Below are 16,920 nucleotides of genomic sequence, written 5' to 3'. Positions count from 1 at the left end.
TGACACTTTCCGCCCGAAGTGTCACACTTTTTTAGACCCACCCCCACCCCCACCCCCACGAGGGTGGGGGCTCTCTCCCCCCACCGGCCGTTGGCCGCTGAGCCCACCCGGCGTGCTGGCGAGGCGCGGACGCGTCCCGTAGTACCGGCCCGCAACGCAGCCGACGTGAGGGGCCGGCATACCTGGGCCCCCATTCTTCCGGGCTGCTCGCTCGCTTCTGAAACGGGATTGTGTGAGGCGAGTCAAGGGTGGAGCGCAGCGGAATCGGCGAAGCCGACGCGTAGCGGAGCGGAGCGCCCTTTACTCGGCTCGCGCAATCCCGACACTGGCAAAGAAGCGAGTGGCCCAACGGCAACTTCTCCGACGCAGGTCGGCACGAGCCCCCTCAACCCACCGTCCCCGTTCGATTACAGTGCTGAGCTGACTCGTACGTACGGACGGAGCCTGTGGAGGTCTTGGTGAGTGCCGCAGCCGGGGCCGTCTGGGGGCGGGGCGAGCAGCAGGACTTCCGTAGCCGGGTGCGGGGGACGCTGCTGGGGGCCGCCGTGGGGGACGCGCTCGGTTCGCCCGTCGACCTGTTGGCGATCGACGAGATCCGGGAGGCCTACGGTGCGGAGGGCGTCGTGGATCTCCCGTTCGGGTACGGGCGGCGGGGCGCTGTCACTCATCTCACGCAGCTCACTCTCTTCACCGTGGACGGGCTGATCCGGGCGCAGGTGAGGCGTGATACCGGGGCCTGGCATCCGCCTACGGATCTGCATCGGGCGTATCTGCGGTGGGCGACCACCCAGCACGACTGGGGGCCCGATGAACGTCGTAAGGATGACGGGTGGCTGGCGCGGGAGGAGTGGCTCTACGCTCGGCGGGATCCAACTCGGGCTTGTCTGATGGGGTTTGGGGACGAGCGGATGGGGACCCTCGACGCGCCCAAGAATCCTGGTGAGGTGGGGGGCGAGGCGGCTGCCCGTTCCGCGCCCTTCGGGTTGCTCGTCGGGTGGGAGCCGCAGTTGGTGATGCAGCTCGCGGTGGAGTGCGCGGCGCAGACCCATGGGCATCCGGTCGGGTATCTGGCGGCCGGTGCGTATGCCGTCGTCGTGCATGGGCTCGCGCGGGGGGAGAGTCTCGACGGTGCTGTGCAGCGGGCGCTTGCGCTGCTTGCCGCCCGGCCTGGGCATCAGCCCGTCTCCGATGGGCTTCAGCGTGCCCTCGGCGCCGTACGGCAGGGGATGCCGACCTCCGGGCGGGTCGAGGAGCTCGTGGGGGAGGGGAGCGCGGAGGGGGTGCTCTCCGGGGCTGTCTACTGCGCGCTCGTCGGGGAGGACGTACGGCACGGGTTGTGTCTTGCGGTGAATCACGGCGGGCCCTCCGGGGTTGCCGGGGCGCTCACCGGTGGTCTGCTCGGGGCGTTGTACGGCGAGACGGCCCTCCCGCCGGCCTGGCTGGCCGAGCTGGAGGGCCGTCCCACGCTGCTCGTGCTGGCGGACGACTTCGCGGTGGAGATGACCCAGGGGCCCGCGTTGCACGGGCCCGCCGGAGCCTCTCCGGGCTGGATCGCCCGATATCCGAGAGGGGCGCAGGCGCTATGACTGGCTGCTGCCCACCACGTCGTCTCCCGTTCCCGCCTGCGCCTGCGCCGGTACCGCCACCGCGACCGCGTCTCCGTCGTCGTCCCCGCCGCCGTTGATCCGTTCGATCAGCGCGTCACGTTCGGGGGTGTCCTCGGGCTTCACGTAGCCGATGAGGATGTAGAGGATCAGGGAGACCGCGAGCGGGACCGACACCTGGTACTGGAGCGGGACGCCGCCGTCGACCTCCCAGTTGATGGGGTAGTTGACCAGCCAGAAGGCCAGCAGGCCGGCCGCCCAGCTCGTCAGGGCCGCCGTGGGACCGGACTTGCGGAAGGGGCGGAGCAGACCCAGCATCATCGGGATCGCGATCGGGCCCATCAAGCCCGCGACCCATTTGATGACGACGGTGATGATGTCCTTGAACGTGGGGGAGTTGATCTGCGTCGCCACCGACATCGACAGACCGAGGAAGACGACTGTGGTCACGCGGGCCGCGATCAGGCCCGAACGGTCGTTCCACGCGCGGGCCTTGGCCGATATGACCGGTGCCACGTCCCTCGTGAAGACGGCCGCGATGGCGTTCGCGTCGGACGAGCACATGGCCATCGTGTGGGAGAAGAAGCCGACGACGACCAGGCCCAACAGGCCGTGCGGCAGCAGCTGTTCGGTCATCAGGCCGTAGGAGTCGGAGCCGTCCGGCTTCTGTGCGTGGACGAGCAGGGGTGACATCCACATGGGGAAGAACAGGACCGTGGGCCAGATGAGCCACAGTGCCGCCGAGAGGCGGGCCGAACGCTCTGCCTCGTGGGGGGTCTTGGTGGCCATGTAGCGCTGGGCCTGGTTGAGCATGCCGCCGTTGTACTCGAAGAGCTTGATGAAGAGGAACGCGAGGAGGAAGACGGTGCCGTAGGGGCCGACGAGCGGTTTGCCGTGGCCCTGGAGCGCCGGTTCGTCCCAGGCGCCGAAGAATCCGATTCCCTTGTCGTTCAACTTCAGTACGACGGCCACGAACATGGAGATGCCGGCGAGCAACTGGATGACGAACTGGCCGAGTTCGGTCAGCGCGTCCGCCCACAGTCCGCCGATCGTGCAGTAGACCGCCGTGATCGCGCCGGTGATGAGGATGCCCTGGTTCAGGGACACACCGGTGAAGACGGACAACAGGGTTGCGATCGCTGCCCACTTGGCCGCCACGTCCACGATCTTCAGCAGCATCCCGGACCAGGCGAGCGCCTGCTGGGTGCGCAGGTTGTAGCGGTTCTTCAAGTACTCAAGAGGGGAGGCCACATGGAGACGGGAGCGCAGCCGGTTGATGCGCGGTGCGAACAGCTTGGAGCCGATGGCGATGCCCAGCGCGATCGGGAACGACCAGGTGATGAAGGAGGTGACGCCGTAGGTGTAGGCGATGCCCGCGTAGCCGGTGAACATGACCGCGCTGTAGCCCGACATGTGGTGCGAGATGCCGGACAGCCACCAGGGCATCTTGCCGCCGGCGGTGAAGAAGTCGCTCACGTTGTCGACACGCTTGTGCGACCACACGCCGATGGCCACCATCACGCCGAAATAGCCGATGAGCACGGCCCAGTCGAGCCCGTTCATATGCGCCCTCCCACGATTGAGCCGGTTCAGCCCGGGGCTCATCGTGGGCGGTCGTGCGTGAGCACGACAAGTAAGCGCACGGTCAAGGGAAAGCAAAATCGTTCGGATTGATGTTCTGTGTTCACTTACATGAACTCACCGCATCAGCTCCCCGGCGTTGACCAGCAACGACTGTCCCGTGATCGCCCGCGCCCGTTCCGACGCCAGGAACACCGCCGCATCCGCCACATCCCCGTCCGTCGCCAGCTCGGGCAGCGCCATCCGGTCCGACAGCCGCTTCAGCACCTCCGCCTCCGGCACCTTCTCCGTGTGCGCGGTGAACTGCACGTACGCCTCCACCGGCGGCCCCCACATCCACCCCGGCAGCACGGTGTTCACCCGGATCCGGTACGGCCCCAACTCCCTTGCCAGCGAGTACATCGCGCTCGTCAGCGCCCCCTTCGACGCCGCGTACGCCGCCTGCCGCACCTGCGAGGGCGCGGCCACCGCCGACTGCGTCCCGATGAAGACGACCGAGCCGCCGCCCGCCTCCTTCAGCGAGGGCAGGCACGCCCGCGTCATCCGCAGCGTCCCCAGCAGGTTCACGTCGAGCACCGACTGCCAGGTGGCGAAGTCCGCGTCCTCGATCCCACCGAAGTAGCTGTCCCACGCGGCCACATGGACCACCGCGTCGATCCGCCCGAACCGCTCCCGCGCCACCTCCGCCAGCGCCTCGCACTGCGACTCGTCCGTGATGTCCGTCCCCCGGTACGCCGTGTGCGACCCGTCGGGGTCGATCTCGGCGGCGGACTTGGCGAGATGCGACTCCGTGCGCGCGCCGAGCACGGCGTTCCCTCCGTCCCGTACGACGGCGGCGGCGACCTGGTGGCCGAGTCCGGCCCCGACCCCCGAGACGACGACGGTCTTGCCCGCGAGCAGCGACATCCGATCCCTCCCGGGGTCTGGCGGTTTATCTGACGGGGCGTCAGAGTATGGGCGACCGGCGGAGGACGGAAGGGGAGCGACGTGAGCGAGGACACCCGAAGCGACGTGTACGCCGAACTGGCCGCCGTAGGACCGTACGGAGTCCGGCCGGGACACGCGCTGATCACCATGGTCGAACCGCATCCCGGCCACGAGTACGCGTACAACCGCTGGTACGAGGACGACCACTACTACGCCGGCGCGATGGCCATGCCCTGGATGTACGCCGGCCGCCGCTGGGTCGCCACCCGTGACCTCCAACTCCTGCGCTACCCGGACAAGTCGGCGATCGCCCAGCCCGTCACCGCCGGCTGCTACCTCTCCACGTACTGGGTCACCGAGGGCCGCTACGACGACCACATGAAGTGGACCGTCGGCATCAACAAACGGCTGAATCGCGACGCTCGGGTCTACCAGGACCGTACGCACGTCTTCACCGCGTTCCAGGACCACGAGGCGACCGTGTACCGCGACGGCGCGGCCGGACCGAGGGACTTCCACGCCCTCGACCACCCTTACGCCGGGCTGGTGTTGGAGGTCGTCGACAGTGAATCGGCCGAGCAGCGCGCCGAGTTGCTGGAGTGGCTCCGCTCCCGGCACCTGCCGAAGCGGCTCGCCGGGTCCCCGGCCTCGATGGTGACGATCTTCCGTCCGACCCCGCTGCCGGGCGACCGCATGACCTACGTCAAGCAGGTCGAGGGGGTGGACACACGGCTGACGCTGCTGTGGTTCCTGGAGGCGGATCCGCGGGACTGTTGGGAGGAGTACTTCGCGGAGCTTGAAACGCCGGTGGCTGAATCGGGCCTGGGGAAGGTGGAGTTGGTGGCGCCCTTCATTCCGACGGTGCCGGGGACGGACAAGTACGTGGACCGGCTGCGCTGACTACTTCAGCTCGTCGGGGCAGGGCGTACCGCGAGGCAACTGGTACGGCGCCGCCAACCTGTACGTCCCCGCCTTCGGGGCCAGCAGCATCGTCCACTTGTCGCCCTTCGAGTCCTCCTCCGTCTCCATCAGACAGCCGTTGGGGTTGTCGTACGTCTTCGGGGTGCCCTCGGCGCGGTGCTTGGACGCGTCGGTCTCCTGCGGCGGCTTGAGGCTCTTGCCCTTCGCGTCGACGACGCTCAGCCACGGCGAGTACGGGATCCGGATCAGGATCCGGCCCTTCTTCTTCACCTCGATGGTCAGCTCGCCCTGCTCGGCCCGGTCGACGACCGCGTTCGGCTCGGCGAGCGGTGTCGGGTCGGTGACCTGGAACAGCTGCCAGTTCGTGTCGCCCCAGACCTGCTTCAGATACGGCATCCCGCGCTGGACCAGGTCCCGTTCGCGCTCGCCGCCGTCGCCGTCCAGCTTGTCCTTCGGCAGGACGACGTAGTGGACGGCCCAGCGCTGGAGCCACTCGTGGTAGTTCGCCGAGTTGAGGGTGTCGTCGTAGAAGAGGGGGTTGCGCTCCATGTCGGCCTGGCGGTTCCAGCCGCGGGCGAGGTTGACGTAGGGCGCGAGTGCGGAGGCCTCGATGTGGGAGGCGGCCGGGACGACCTCGACCCGGCCGCGCTCGGCGCCGACCTCCTGGAGTTCGTTGACCAGCGGGGCGAGTTCGTGCGACCAGGATGCGGCGGGCGCGGTGTTGACGACGTCGTCGACCGACTTGAAGCCGATCCAGCCGGTGAAGCCGACGAAGGCCAGCACGATCGTGTACCACTTGCGCGAGCGGGGCACCACGAACGGCAGCGCGGCGACCAGGGCCACGCCGGCGAACAGCATCGCCAGCCGGCTGATGTTCGAGCCGATCTGTGAACTGACCAGCCAGACCAGGATGACCCCGATGCTGTACACGGCCGCCGTGATCCGTACGGTGATCCACTCGCGCGGCACCAGGAAGTAGACGAGGACCCCGGACGCCAGCGGCAGGATCATCGAGCCGAACAGCATCGGCTGGGTGCCGGAGAACGGGAACAGCCAGGCGGATACGGCCACCACGGCCGCGGGCGCGAGCCCGAGAGCCCAGGCGCCGGGCCGGCGCTTCTGCAGGAACAGGGCCACCGCGACCAGGCCCACGAACAGTCCGGCCACCGGCGAGGACATCGTCGCGAGGGCGGCCAGCGGGGCCGCGCACAGGGCCTTCACCCAGCGTTTGTAGCGCCAGCGGTAGGGCCAGCAGAAGACGACGGCCACCGCGCCGAGCCCGAACACCAGGCCCAGGCCGTACGTCACCCGGCCCGACGCCGCGTTGCACAGCAGCGCGAAGACACCCGCGAGCGAGGCCCACAGCGGGTTCTTCACCGAGCGGCTGCGGATCAGGATCAGGGTGAGCAGGCCCGCCGAGATCGTCCCGGCGATCATCATCGTCGTACGGACACCGAGGACCGACATCAGATACGGCGAGACCACGCTGTACGACACCGGGTGCATGCCGCCGTACCAGGCGAGGTTGTACGCCGAGTCCGGGTGCCGGCCGACGAACTCCGCCCACGCGTCCTGCGCCGCGAGATCGCCGCCACTGTTCGCGAACGTGAAGAACCAGACGACGTGCAGGACACCGGAGAGCAGTGTGAAGCCGATCACCGGGTGGCGGAGGAAGGGGGTGCGGACGCGGTCGATCAGGCCCGCCCAGCGGGCACTCCGGGTGCTTCCGCTAGGTGTCGCGTCGTGGTCCGTGTGGTGCACGGGCAGGTGTATTCGCGGGCCGGCTCCCGGGCCCGGATCGGCATCGTCGGCGCGTGTCGGCTCCGCTGTGGCCACCTGAAGGCACTCCCCGTGTCCCGTCTTCTGTTCCCGGCCGCGTCCCGTCCCGTTCCCGGCCTGTTCGACGCCGCGTCCACCGGACCGGCGACGTGCCCCGATTCGCGACGCTAGCACGCACCCCGCCGGTCGGCTCCCGTGCGGGTGGCCGGTCGGCGGGGTGCGGTGACGTACGGCGCCTCGTGGGTCAGCCGAGACGCTTCAGCTTCGCGGTCAGGGCCGGTTCCGCGAGATCCTTCTGCAGGGCGACCGGCACCTTGACCGCGCCGCCCGAACCGTCGCCCACGGTGAGCGTGCCCACCTTGGTACCGGCCTTCGCGGTGTGCGGTACGGCGTCGGGGGCGAAGGACAGCTTCACCTTGAGGCCCGCCCAGCCGACCGCGGCGACGTCCTTGGTGACGACGACCGGGGTGTGACCGCCGAGCTGGTCGTCGACGTACCCGACGACATCGCCCTTCTTCAGGATCTTCGCCGACTTCATGGCGTCCTGCGCCGCGAGCATCGCCGTCTTGCTGACCGCGTTGACGGTGTCGATGATCGGCGCGGTGTGCTGGCCGAGGATCGCGCCGACGACGACGGCCGTCTCACCGCCGACCTCCTTGGTGGCGGCGAAGAGCAGGTTGCCGCCGGCCGCGGTGGTGGTGCCGGTCTTGATGCCGAGCGAGTCGTTGTACGGCACCAGGCGGTTGTAGTTGGTCCACTTCTTGCCGGACGGGTCGACCCAGCTCGGCAGCTTGGTGATGTCCATCAGCGCCTGGATCTTGACCAGTTGGTTGCCCAGCTTCACCTGGTCCTCGGCGGTGGAGACCGTGGTCTCCTTCAGGCCCGAGGCGTCGGTGTACGTCGTGTTCGTCATCCCCAGCGCCTTGGCGGTGTCGTTCATCTTCTTGATGAACGCCGCCTCGGAGCCCGCGTCCCAACGCGCAAGCAGGCGCGCGATGTTGTTCGCCGACGGGATCATGATGGCCGACAGTGCCTGCTTCTCCGTGAGGACGTCGCCGGCCTTGACGGTGTTGAGGGTGGACTCGCCGTCCTTGTCGTAACCGCCCTCCTTCTCGGCGGTCGCGTCCACGGTGATCTTCTCGCCCTCCGCGCCCGACTTCAGCGGGTGGTCCTTGAGGACGATGTACGCCGTCATCGCCTTGGCGACCGAACCGATGGCGACCGGCGTCTGCTTGCCGAAGCTGCCCATCGTGCCGATGCCGTTGACGTCCATCCAGCCCTGGCCCTCGCTCGGCCACGGGAGGTTCGCCTTGCTGCCGTCGAAGGTGTACGAGTCCTCGGCGGTCAGCGTGAGGGAGGGTGTCGGCAGCGGTCGCAGAGCCTGCACTACTGCAAACGCGATCGCCAGCAGGACGACCAGCGGGGTCCAGATCTTGACCCTGCGGATCGCCGTGCGGACCGGGGTCTGCGGGGGTGGCGGGGTGTTGGTCAGTTCGGCGAGGAGGTCCAGCGGGGGCTTCGGGGGAAGCGGCTGCTGGGTGGTGCGCTCGGGGCCGACCTGAGCGACGGGGCGGGTGGCGTCCGGGCGGGGCGTACGGGGCGCCCGGGGCTCGTCGAGGGGCTTCAGCGCGACGAACTTGCTGGTGCGCTCGGCGTGGGCCTCGGGGGCGGGCGGAGCCTTGAGGGTGGTCGTCGGCTGGTCCACCGCGGGCTTGGGCGGCCGTACGGCCTTGAAAACGGCGGTGGGCTGATCGACCGCCGCGGCTACGCCGTCGCCCGCCCCGGTTTTCCCACCCGCACCACCCGTGCGGGTTGCGTCGCCGGGTGCGGCTGGAGCCTGTGGGGCGGCAGCGCCATCGGCGGCTTCCGGTTCGGGGTCCGGGTCGGCGCCGGGGTTGGGGTCGGGGGTCTCGGAGGCCGGGGCGGCGTCTTCCGGCTCGCCTGCCGCGTCTTCGGGGGCGTCGGGTGCCGCGTCCTCCGGCTCGTCTTCGGACGCGCGGGGTGCGGTGTCCTCCGGTTCGGCTGCGGACGCGTCGGGCGCGTCGGGTGCGGTGTCCTCCGGTTCGTCCTCGGACGCGTTGGGTGCGGCGTCCTGTAGTTCCTCGTCCGCGTCCCCGTCGGCCTCCGAAGTCTCGTCCGCGTCCCCGTCGGCCTCCGAAGTCTCGTCCGCGTCGCGAACCGCGTCCTCAGGGGTGCCGGTGGCCTCAGGGCGGGCGTCCGTGATCTCGTCGGACGCAGCCTCGGCCTCGGCCTCGTCGGCTGCTTCCGCGGTCTCAGGAACCGCGTCCTGCGGTTCGTCCTCGGTCTCGGCATCCTGCCCGGCCTCGGCCGTCCCGGCCGCCGCGGCGCTCACGGAGCCCTCCTCGGTCTCCGCAGCGGCCTCAGCGTCCTCGGGGCGGTCCTTCGCCGTGCGGGTCGCCACGACCACGGTCTCCGCGCTCTCGGCGGACTTCGCCGAGTCCTCGGCCGTAGAAGCCGCGCCCGCTGCGTCCGTCGCGCCCGCGTCGTCGGCGCCGGCAGGTTCCTCCGCAGCCGAACCGTCCGGCTCGTCCGCCCCCGACACCCAAGCCGTCACAGCCGCCCGCAGCCGGGCATCGCCCGCAGGGCTGCCCTCGGCGGAAGGGTTCTGCGCATCGACGTCCTCGGCGGTTTCAGCGTCCTCATCGCCCGCCGAGACGTCGGCGCCCTCGGCGGACTCGACGTCCTTGGGACGCTCGCCACCCTCGGCGGACTCGGGACCGTCGGCGGACTCGCCACCTTCGGCGGAGCTGGGACCGTCGGCCGACTCGGGACCGTCGGAGCCACCGGCTTCGCCGCTGCCGACCGCCTCACGGGACCCGCCGGCCCTACCGGACCCACCGGACCCACCGGACCCACCGGCGTCACCCGCCCCGTTGGCCTCGCCGCCCCTCTCCTCGTCCTCAGCCGTCTCCGGCCGCAGTTCACGGATCGAGAAGATCTTCGTCGCCGTGTCCACACCCCCGCGCTGGGACGACGTCGACGTGGCCTCCCTGGCCACCGCCAGGCGCGGGTCGCGTTCGGACCTCGCCTCGGGAACCGGACTCGCGCTCCCCGGCGTCGGTTCTGCCGACGACTCGCGCTGCTTCGACCTGTCGGGGGACTCGCCCGCCACCGATGCCTCCTCCATGAGCCGCACGCCCACCGTGCGTCAACCGAACCGACCGAGATAGCCGAGACAGCTACAAAAACAGCTGAAAACAGCTGGGAAATCTCTTACCCGCAGCCCGGACAACGCATCAAACACCGTTGTCCGAACCATGTACCAGTGTCCTGTGTGCGGGCTTAACCCCTGCGGTAGACGAGAACGACATACCTACCGGTTCCACTACGAAGCGGTCACGCACTCTCGACAGACAGATGTGAGAGGGGTCACCCTGTCATTCATCCACGCGGGGAGGCATGGATGGGCAGGAGCCGCAGAACTCTTCCGGAAGAGCTTCTACTGCTGGCATTGGACCCGGCCACGGGTACCACTGCGCAGCCGCAGTCGCTCGACCTCGGTCTGGCCGGAGCACAGCTAGTGGAGCTGGCGCTGGCCGGACGGATAGCCCCAGACGGGGATCGTATCGCCGTGGTCGTGCCACGGCCGACCGGAGATCCAACTTTGGACTGTGCGTTGGAGTTGCTGCGAAGGCGTGGCGCTCCCGTGCGTGCAGTGAACTGGATTGGCGGGCCCCGACTGGGACTTCGCCAGACCTACCTCTCGCATCTGGAGCGGTGCGGCATGGTGCATGCCGTGGCGGGACAGATGTGCGGGGTGTTGCCCACGACTCGCTATCAGGCGACGGACAACGAGATCAGCCGTGAGATCAGGGCGCGACTCGATTCCGCGATCCGCACCGGCGTACCGCCGGACCCGCGGACTGCCGCGCTCGCCGCACTGGCGCACGCGGTGGGTCTGGGCAAGCACCTGTATCCGGGTAACGAGGGACGTTCGTCCCGCTCCCGGCTGCGGGACCTGATCAGGCACGACCCCATGGGCGGACTCGTGGCGCACGCCGTGATGGACGTCCAGAACGGTGTGGCCGCACAGCCACGTCGTAGCCCGGCCCCGGCCGGCCGTCAGGCCGCGCCCGGATCAAGGCCACCGGAACCGGCTCGTGGTGTTCCGATGCAGCCGCACCGCGGCACCATGGCGCGCGCCGTGGCTCACTGAGCCGCAGTTCCACGGCACACGCCCGCATCAGGCACGACAGGACCGCACCACCGCAGGACCGTACGACCGCAGTGCACGCACCACTCAGTACCGCACCACTCGCAGTACCGCCGCACCGCCAGTCCCCAAGACCCGGTTCGGGAGCCGCTGGTCCGAGCGGGGTGGAGTAGACGTAACGTCACTCCACCCCGCTCGGCCGCATCTACGGACGCCGTGGGCAACCGGAACCTGGCTCGTACCTGCCGCATATCCACCGTTTCCCAGCGGTAGAAACCACCTTGGTGGCAGTCTGCTCAACAGCAGATACGCAAAGTGGCAAGCAGTGAGCAGCAAGTAGCGGCAAGTAGTGGCAAGTGGCAATAAGCAGTGGCAAGTAGAGGCATGCAGCCGGAGGTGCACGTTCCCGTGGCGTCAAGTGTCAATCCCACCGTCAGGCGACGCCGGTTGGGCCAGGAGTTGCGTCGGCTCCGCGAGCTCAAGGGCATGACGGCCGAAGAGGTCGCCGAGCGGCTGCTGGTGTCGCAGTCGAAGATCAGCCGGCTGGAGAACGGCCGGCGCAGCATCAGCCAGCGTGACGTCCGCGATCTGTGCGGGGTCTACGAGGTCGAGGACGTCCGGATCGTCGACTCGCTGATGCAGATGGCCAAGGACTCGCGCCAGCAGGGCTGGTGGCACTCCTTCGGCGACATCCCGTACAGCGTCTACATCGGCCTGGAGACGGACGCGGCCTCACTGCGGGCCTACGAACCGCAGATCATCCCCGGCCTGCTGCAGACCCGGCCCTACGCCGAGGCGCTCATCCGGGGCGCGCTGCCCGAGACCTCGCCGAGCGACATCCAGAAGCGGGTCGAGGTGCGGCTGCGCCGGCAGGAGCGGGTCTCCGCCGCGGAGTCCCCGCTGCGCCTGTGGACGGTGCTGGACGAGGCGGCGCTGCGCCGGGTCGTCGGGGGCCGTCAGGTGATGCGCGAGCAGTTGGAGAATCTCGCCGAGATGTCCCAACTCCCGCACGTCACCGTGCAGGTGCTGCCGTACGAGGTGGGCGCGCACCCCGGTCTCAACGGCCAGTACGCCATCCTGGAGTTCCCGGACGCGGCGGACTCCAGCGTCGTGTACATCGAGGGTGTCACCAGCGACCTGTACCTGGAGAAGGCGGCCGATGTGCAGAAGTACAGCGTCATGTACGAGCATCTGCGCGCCCAGGCCCTGAACGTGGATCAGTCGCATCAGTTCATCGCGGACATCGCGAAGGAGTACGCGCGCTGAGTCGTCCGTCCGGCGGAAGGGGCCGTACTGTACACCTTCCGCCAGTCAGGATGGAAGCACCAGGGGAATATGCCACCCGGTCGAGTGAATGGCAGCTTCGCCTGCCGATGTTGGCGAGTAGCGTCGATCACGCCATCGAGCAACAGGCGTTGGCGCAAACCGTGTTGTACGTCCGGAGTGTTCGTGGTCGGACGTGACGCGGTGACAGCGACTCATCAACTGGCGTAACCGGAGCAAAAATGGCAATTCAGCAAGGCGCCAACGACAACTGGATCAAGTCCTCGTACTCGGCCGGAAACGGCGCGTGTGTAGAGGTCAAGTCCCCAGCTCTCGCGGCGTTGGCCGTACGGGACTCCAAGACCCTCGACGGCCCCACCCTGGCGTTCCCCGTCGACGCGTGGAACGCCTTTGTGGCCGAAGTCGGCAGGGGGACTGTCGGCCTCGCGTGACGGATGACCACTCCAATTTCATAGGTTCACCGAAAGAGCCCTCTCGACTGGCCCGCCGTCCCGGCCGAGGGGGCTCGGCCATGCCCACCCGGCCCCGGGCCCGTCCCACGGCCACCCGCCTGTTCTACGGCCACTGGGACCGGGCCCGGGCCCGTTTTCTACGGCTACTGGGACCGGCCCGTTCTACGGCGGCTGGGCCCGGCCTGGTCCACGGCGGCTGGGCCCAGCCTGATCTACGGCGGCTGGGCCCAGCCTGATCTACGGCTACTGGGCCCGGTCGCGCTCCACGGCTACCGGGCCGGATCCCGTTCCACCGGGAACGCCACGTCGCACACCGCGTCGCCGGGCCCCGCGGCATCCCAGTCCGCGAAGTACACCTCGCGGCACGGACCGGCGTACCGCAGCCCCTCCGCGGCCACCCACTGCTCCACCGCCTCGAACGCGGCCAGGATCTGCGGATGCGCCACCTGCGCCTTGGTGATGCGGGTGTACGCCAGCCGCCGGGCCGGTTCCACCCGGACCACCGTCTGCCGGGTCCGGCCCTGCCGTGCCGCCCACGCCCGGGCCGCCGCCTCGTCCGCGACCGGTACGCAGGACTCGGCCGGGCCGTCGCTCTCCATCGACACCTCGGCGTGGTAGGCGACGAACGGCGTGCCGCTCACGCCCCCGCACTCCTCCGCCGCCGCCTCCAGGCGCCCCAGCGAGGCCCCGATCCAGGCCGGCAACTCGTCCGCGAGGGTGTGCCGGGTCTCGGTGATCAACACCTGTTCCGGTACCTCGACCGTCTCGACCACGAACTTTCCGTACATCTCGGAGCTCCTCCCCGACAGTCGTGCACGGAGGTACTCGGCGAGCGTGCGCTGCCCGGCGATCCGGGTCTCGACGTCCGCCCAGTAAGCGGCGAGGAGTTCGGCCGCGTCCGTCCCGTCCGCCTCGACCAGCGCGGCGATTTGGGCGAGCGGCATGTCCAACTGCCGTAGCAGCGCCACGAGTCGGGCCCGCTCGACCTGGCCGGCGCGGTAGTAGCGGTAGCCGCTGACCGCGTCGACGCGAGCCGGTGACAGCAGCCCGAGGCGGTCGTACAGCCGTAGCGCTTTGGCCGAAAGCCGCGCCCGGGCCGCGAACGAGCCGATGGTCAGCAGTTCGTCGTCCACTCTCGCATCCTCCGTCACCGGGCGGTTTCTGTCCGCCCGGTGACAAGGACGCTCGGCCCTGCCCCAGGGGCAAGGTCAACACCTTCTCAGGCGAGGGAGCCCTCCACCGCGGCCACGACCTCCGCCGACTCCGGCTCGGTCTGCGGGGAGAAGCGGGCGACGACCGTGCCGTCGCGGCCGATGAGGAACTTCTCGAAGTTCCAGCGGATGTCGCCGGTGTGGCCCTCGCCGTCCGCGAAGCCGACGAGGCGGTCGTACAGCTCGTGCCGGCCGTCTCCGTTGACCTCGACCTTCTCGGTCAGCGGGAAGGTCACGCCGTAGGTCGCCGAGCAGAACTCGGCGATCTCCTCGGCGCTGCCGGGCTCCTGCCCGAGGAACTGGTTGCAGGGCACGCCGAGCACGGTGAAGCCCTGTGCCGCGTACCGCTCCTGGAGCCGCTCAAGGCCCGTGTACTGGGGGGTCAGCCCGCACTTGGAGGCCACGTTCACCACGAGGACGGCCTGGCCGGCGTACTGCGAGAGGTCCGCCGAGCCGCCCTTGAGCGACCCGATCTCGACGGCGAGGGGACCCGTGTTCTCTGTAGTCGTCATAACCGGATGCTAACTCCGGTAAATGTCGTTCTCGTCGGCGGCCCATGTGCCTCCGGACTCACACACCGGCAGCCTTCACCACGACCTCCCCGGCCGCCGTCCGCGAATACAGCACCGAGCGCCCCGCCCGCCGCCGCTCCACCAGCCCCGCGTCCAGCAGCACCTTCAGATGCCGGCCCACCGAGCCGAGCCCCTGACCGGTCACGGCGGTCAGCTGGCTGGTGCTCATCGGCGAGGAGAGCAGCACCAGCACCCCGGCCCTGGCGGCCCCCAGCAGCGCGCCGAGAGCCGCCGGCACCGGCCGTCCGCGATGGCCGGTGAGCGCGCCCGCGCAGGGGTAGACGATGGCGTAACGGTCGGGCTCCTCCCACGACACCCACCCGCCGTTCGCCCCGCTCGCCGTCACCGGTACGAAGAGCAGCTCCGCGCCGGAGATCTCGCGCGGCGGATACTCGTGCAGATTGACCTGGAGCCGGTTCTCCCCGAGCCACCGCGTCCGCCCCGGCCGCAGCGCGTCCAGCACGGCCGCCCAGCCGCCCTGGCTGACCTGTGCGGTCCGGGCCACGACATCGGCCTCCAGTACGCGCCGCCGCCGCGCCCAGTACGGCCGTACGGTCTCCTCCCAGACGTACTCCAGGAGCCGGGCCGCCCGCTCGGGCAGGTCGTCGCGCTCCAGGGCGGCGGGGAGCGGTCCGGCGAGGGAGACCGTGAGGTTCGCGCGCGCGGCGGCGGGCGGGGTCGTCCGCACCCGGGCGACGGTCTCCGCGAACGACTCCCGGTCCGTCTGGGTCGGACAGAGGAAGTCGGCGATCCAGGACCGCCCGAGCCCCGCCCGCACCAGCTCCCCGGTGACCGGTTCGGCCGCCAACAGCCGCCGGTAGCCCGGCAGATGGTCCCGAAGCCACAGCTGCTCACCGGGGTGCCCGCCGACCCCGGCGTGCAGCAGTTTCAGCGAGGCGAAGGTCTCGGCGAACGACGACAGCACGAACCGGCTCCGGGCGAGGGTGTCGGCGTTGAGCTGCCACCACCCCATCCGCACCCCCGCTGTTTCGCGTCCGCGCGAAAGAATACGACCCGCGCCCGCACCCCCGCAGACTCCGCGCATGCGCAGCTACCGCGAGCTCTTCCGCACCCCCGAATACACCCCGTTCTTCCTGTCCTTCGCCACCCAGAACGCGGCCCTGACGATCAGTGGCCTGGCGCTGGCCACCCTCGTCTACCGGGCCACGGACTCGCCGTTGCTGTCGGCGGTCAGCATGTTCGGGCCGCAGCTCGCCCAGATGATCGGGGCGACCTTCTTCCTCTCCGGCGCCGACCGGCTGCCCCCGCGGGCCACACTGACCGGCATCAACACCGCCTTCGCCGGCTGTACGGCGCTGCTGGCACTGCCCGGCCTGCCGATCGGGGCGCTCTTCGCCGTCGTGTTCCTGCAGGGCCTGATCGCCTCGCTGGGCGGGGGAGTGAGCGGGGGCCTGCTGAACGAGATCCTGCCCAGGAAGGGCTTCCTACTGGGGCGTTCGGTGTTCAACATGGCCTCCGGGCTGATGCAGGTCACCGGGTTCGCGACGGGCGGCGCCCTGCTGGCCGTCCTGTCCCCGCGCGCCTGCCTGCTCCTGTCGGCGGGCCTGTACGCCACCACGGCCCTGCTGCTGCGCCTGGGCCTGACCGCCCGCCCGCCACGCACCGCGGGCCGCCCGTCCGTCGCCGCCACCTGGCGCACGAACGCCCTCCTGTGGTCCGCACGCCCGCGCCGCCTGACCTTCCTCGGCATGTGGGTCCCCAACGGCCTGATCGTCGGCTGCGAATCCCTCTACGTCCCCTACGACTCCGGGTCCGCGGGTGTGCTGTTCGCGAGCGCGGCGCTGGGCATGTTCGTCGGGGACCTGACCCTGGGCCGCTTCGTACCGCCCGCCCTGCGCCGCCGCCTGGACATCCCGCTGCGTCTCCTGCTGGCCGCGCCGTACCTGTTCTTCGCGCTGCGGCCGGGGCTGCCGTGGTCGGCCGTCGCCGTGTGTGTCGGCTCCGTCGGCTACGGCGCGAGCCTCGTCCTCCAGGAACGCCTGATGGAGCTCACGCCCGACGAACTCGCGGGCCACGCCCTCGGGTTGCGCTCCGCCGGCATGCTCACCATGCAGGGCGTCGGCGCGGCCCTCGCCGGCACAGCGGCCCAACTGACCTCTCCGGCAACGGCGATGACCCTGATGGCGACCGCATCGGCCGCGGTGACAGGGGGGTTGGCGGTACGCGCCAGGCAGGAGCGACTGCTGACGGTCTCCGCCGGTGCGTCCTGATCGACACCTGCCGGGTGATCCGTACGATCTGCACGATCCGTACTTTTCCGTGACCACAGGCATCCTTGACAGCGTCCGTACTGTTTCGCGACGTTTGAGACCTGCCGAACTCTTCGTGTCTCGTCGTACCGTGGGACGAGTAGGCAAGGGCGCGGACGACGCGTCGTGGGGGAAATGTGGGGGG

At 69.8% G+C, this 16,920-nt stretch carries 14 protein-coding genes; 7 read left to right on the top strand and 7 right to left on the bottom strand.

The genetic code is table 11. The features are described 5' to 3' along the window. Nucleotides 1-458: 458 nt before the first annotated feature. Complete coding sequence (locus tag OC490_RS38320; RefSeq protein WP_262062662.1) at nt 459-1,586, top strand: ADP-ribosylglycohydrolase family protein; 1,128 nt, start codon at nt 459-461, stop codon at nt 1,584-1,586. Here OC490_RS38320 and OC490_RS38315 read toward each other — a convergent pair. Together OC490_RS38315 and OC490_RS38310 are read right to left on the bottom strand one after the other, a co-directional pair. Next, a complete protein-coding gene (locus OC490_RS38315; RefSeq protein WP_262062661.1) occupies nt 1,581-3,167 on the bottom strand; it encodes a sodium:solute symporter family protein in 1,587 nt (528 codons plus the stop codon). The genes OC490_RS38320 and OC490_RS38315 overlap by 6 nt on opposite strands. Nucleotides 3,168-3,302: 135 nt before the next feature. After that, entirely contained in the window at nt 3,303-4,091 is a 789-nt protein-coding gene (locus OC490_RS38310) for an SDR family oxidoreductase (protein ID WP_262062660.1), read from the bottom strand. A gap of 81 nt (nt 4,092-4,172) precedes the next feature. Here OC490_RS38310 and OC490_RS38305 point away from each other — a divergent pair, with 81 nt between their 5' ends. After that, nucleotides 4,173-5,012 carry a hypothetical protein gene (locus OC490_RS38305; RefSeq protein WP_262062659.1) on the top strand — a complete coding sequence of 280 codons (840 nt, stop codon included), beginning with the start codon at nt 4,173-4,175 and terminating at the stop codon, nt 5,010-5,012. Here the strand turns inward: OC490_RS38305 and OC490_RS38300 are convergent, their stop codons facing one another. Both OC490_RS38300 and OC490_RS38295 read right to left on the bottom strand, forming a co-directional pair. Then, a complete protein-coding gene (locus OC490_RS38300) occupies nt 5,013-6,869 on the bottom strand; it encodes an MFS transporter (RefSeq protein ID WP_262062658.1) in 1,857 nt (618 codons plus the stop codon). It abuts the gene before it with no gap. A gap of 187 nt (nt 6,870-7,056) precedes the next feature. Continuing rightward, nucleotides 7,057-9,960 carry a D-alanyl-D-alanine carboxypeptidase gene (locus OC490_RS38295; protein ID WP_262062657.1) on the bottom strand — a complete coding sequence of 968 codons (2,904 nt, stop codon included), beginning with the start codon at nt 9,958-9,960 and terminating at the stop codon, nt 7,057-7,059. A 276-nt stretch (nt 9,961-10,236) separates the two neighbouring features. On the opposite strand from OC490_RS38295, the gene OC490_RS38290 reads away from it, so the two are divergent. The 4 genes from OC490_RS38290 to OC490_RS38275 all read left to right on the top strand — a co-directional run bounded on the left by OC490_RS38290 (nt 10,237) and on the right by OC490_RS38275 (nt 12,958). Further along, a complete protein-coding gene (locus OC490_RS38290) occupies nt 10,237-10,989 on the top strand; it encodes a GOLPH3/VPS74 family protein (protein ID WP_026179532.1) in 753 nt (250 codons plus the stop codon). A gap of 405 nt (nt 10,990-11,394) precedes the next feature. Then, the gene (locus tag OC490_RS38285) at nt 11,395-12,252 is read left to right on the top strand and encodes a helix-turn-helix domain-containing protein (RefSeq protein ID WP_262062656.1); all 858 of its coding nucleotides are present in this window, start codon (nt 11,395-11,397) and stop codon (nt 12,250-12,252) included. A 239-nt stretch (nt 12,253-12,491) separates the two neighbouring features. After that, on the top strand, nt 12,492-12,701 hold the full coding sequence (locus tag OC490_RS38280) for a DUF397 domain-containing protein (RefSeq protein WP_262062655.1): 210 nt from the start codon (nt 12,492-12,494) through the stop codon (nt 12,699-12,701). 80 nt (nt 12,702-12,781) lie between these two features. Continuing rightward, entirely contained in the window at nt 12,782-12,958 is a 177-nt protein-coding gene (locus OC490_RS38275; RefSeq protein WP_262062654.1) for a hypothetical protein, read from the top strand. A 33-nt stretch (nt 12,959-12,991) separates the two neighbouring features. Here the strand turns inward: OC490_RS38275 and OC490_RS38270 are convergent, their stop codons facing one another. From OC490_RS38270 to OC490_RS38260, 3 genes are all read right to left on the bottom strand, one after another. Next, nucleotides 12,992-13,873, bottom strand: coding sequence for a MerR family transcriptional regulator (locus tag OC490_RS38270; protein ID WP_410099224.1), 882 nt, complete (start codon nt 13,871-13,873; stop codon nt 12,992-12,994). Nucleotides 13,874-13,941: 68 nt separating this feature from the next. Further along, complete coding sequence (locus tag OC490_RS38265) at nt 13,942-14,445, bottom strand: glutathione peroxidase (protein WP_236584600.1); 504 nt, start codon at nt 14,443-14,445, stop codon at nt 13,942-13,944. A 58-nt stretch (nt 14,446-14,503) separates the two neighbouring features. After that, entirely contained in the window at nt 14,504-15,478 is a 975-nt protein-coding gene (locus tag OC490_RS38260) for a winged helix-turn-helix domain-containing protein (RefSeq protein ID WP_262062652.1), read from the bottom strand. Between the two features lie 70 nt (nt 15,479-15,548). Between OC490_RS38260 and OC490_RS38255 the strand changes: the two genes are divergently transcribed. Continuing rightward, nucleotides 15,549-16,736 (top strand): MFS transporter, encoded by a 1,188-nt coding sequence (locus OC490_RS38255; protein WP_262062651.1) that lies wholly within the window; start codon nt 15,549-15,551, stop codon nt 16,734-16,736. Nucleotides 16,737-16,920 lie beyond the last annotated feature (184 nt).

Origin of the sequence: Streptomyces sp. STR69, assembly GCF_024519455.1 — a bacterium.
In the GTDB taxonomy this organism is placed as follows: Bacteria; Actinomycetota; Actinomycetes; order Streptomycetales; family Streptomycetaceae; genus Streptomyces.
This window is presented reverse-complemented; position numbering and strand designations above follow the sequence as displayed.

What these genes read in the sequence shown, in the direction of transcription:
- OC490_RS38315 (WP_262062661.1), bottom strand. Translation starts at nt 3,167, where the DNA reads ATGAACGGGCTCGACTGGGCCGTGCTCATCGGCTATTTCGGCGTGATG.
- OC490_RS38310 (WP_262062660.1), bottom strand. Translation starts at nt 4,091, where the DNA reads ATGTCGCTGCTCGCGGGCAAGACCGTCGTCGTCTCGGGGGTCGGGGCC.
- OC490_RS38295 (WP_262062657.1), bottom strand. Translation starts at nt 9,960, where the DNA reads ATGGAGGAGGCATCGGTGGCGGGCGAGTCCCCCGACAGGTCGAAGCAG.
- OC490_RS38290 (WP_026179532.1), top strand. Translation starts at nt 10,237, where the DNA reads ATGGGCAGGAGCCGCAGAACTCTTCCGGAAGAGCTTCTACTGCTGGCA.
- OC490_RS38280 (WP_262062655.1), top strand. Translation starts at nt 12,492, where the DNA reads ATGGCAATTCAGCAAGGCGCCAACGACAACTGGATCAAGTCCTCGTAC.
- OC490_RS38275 (WP_262062654.1), top strand. Translation starts at nt 12,782, where the DNA reads ATGCCCACCCGGCCCCGGGCCCGTCCCACGGCCACCCGCCTGTTCTAC.
- OC490_RS38265 (WP_236584600.1), bottom strand. Translation starts at nt 14,445, where the DNA reads ATGACGACTACAGAGAACACGGGTCCCCTCGCCGTCGAGATCGGGTCG.
- OC490_RS38260 (WP_262062652.1), bottom strand. Translation starts at nt 15,478, where the DNA reads ATGGGGTGGTGGCAGCTCAACGCCGACACCCTCGCCCGGAGCCGGTTC.
- OC490_RS38255 (WP_262062651.1), top strand. Translation starts at nt 15,549, where the DNA reads ATGCGCAGCTACCGCGAGCTCTTCCGCACCCCCGAATACACCCCGTTC.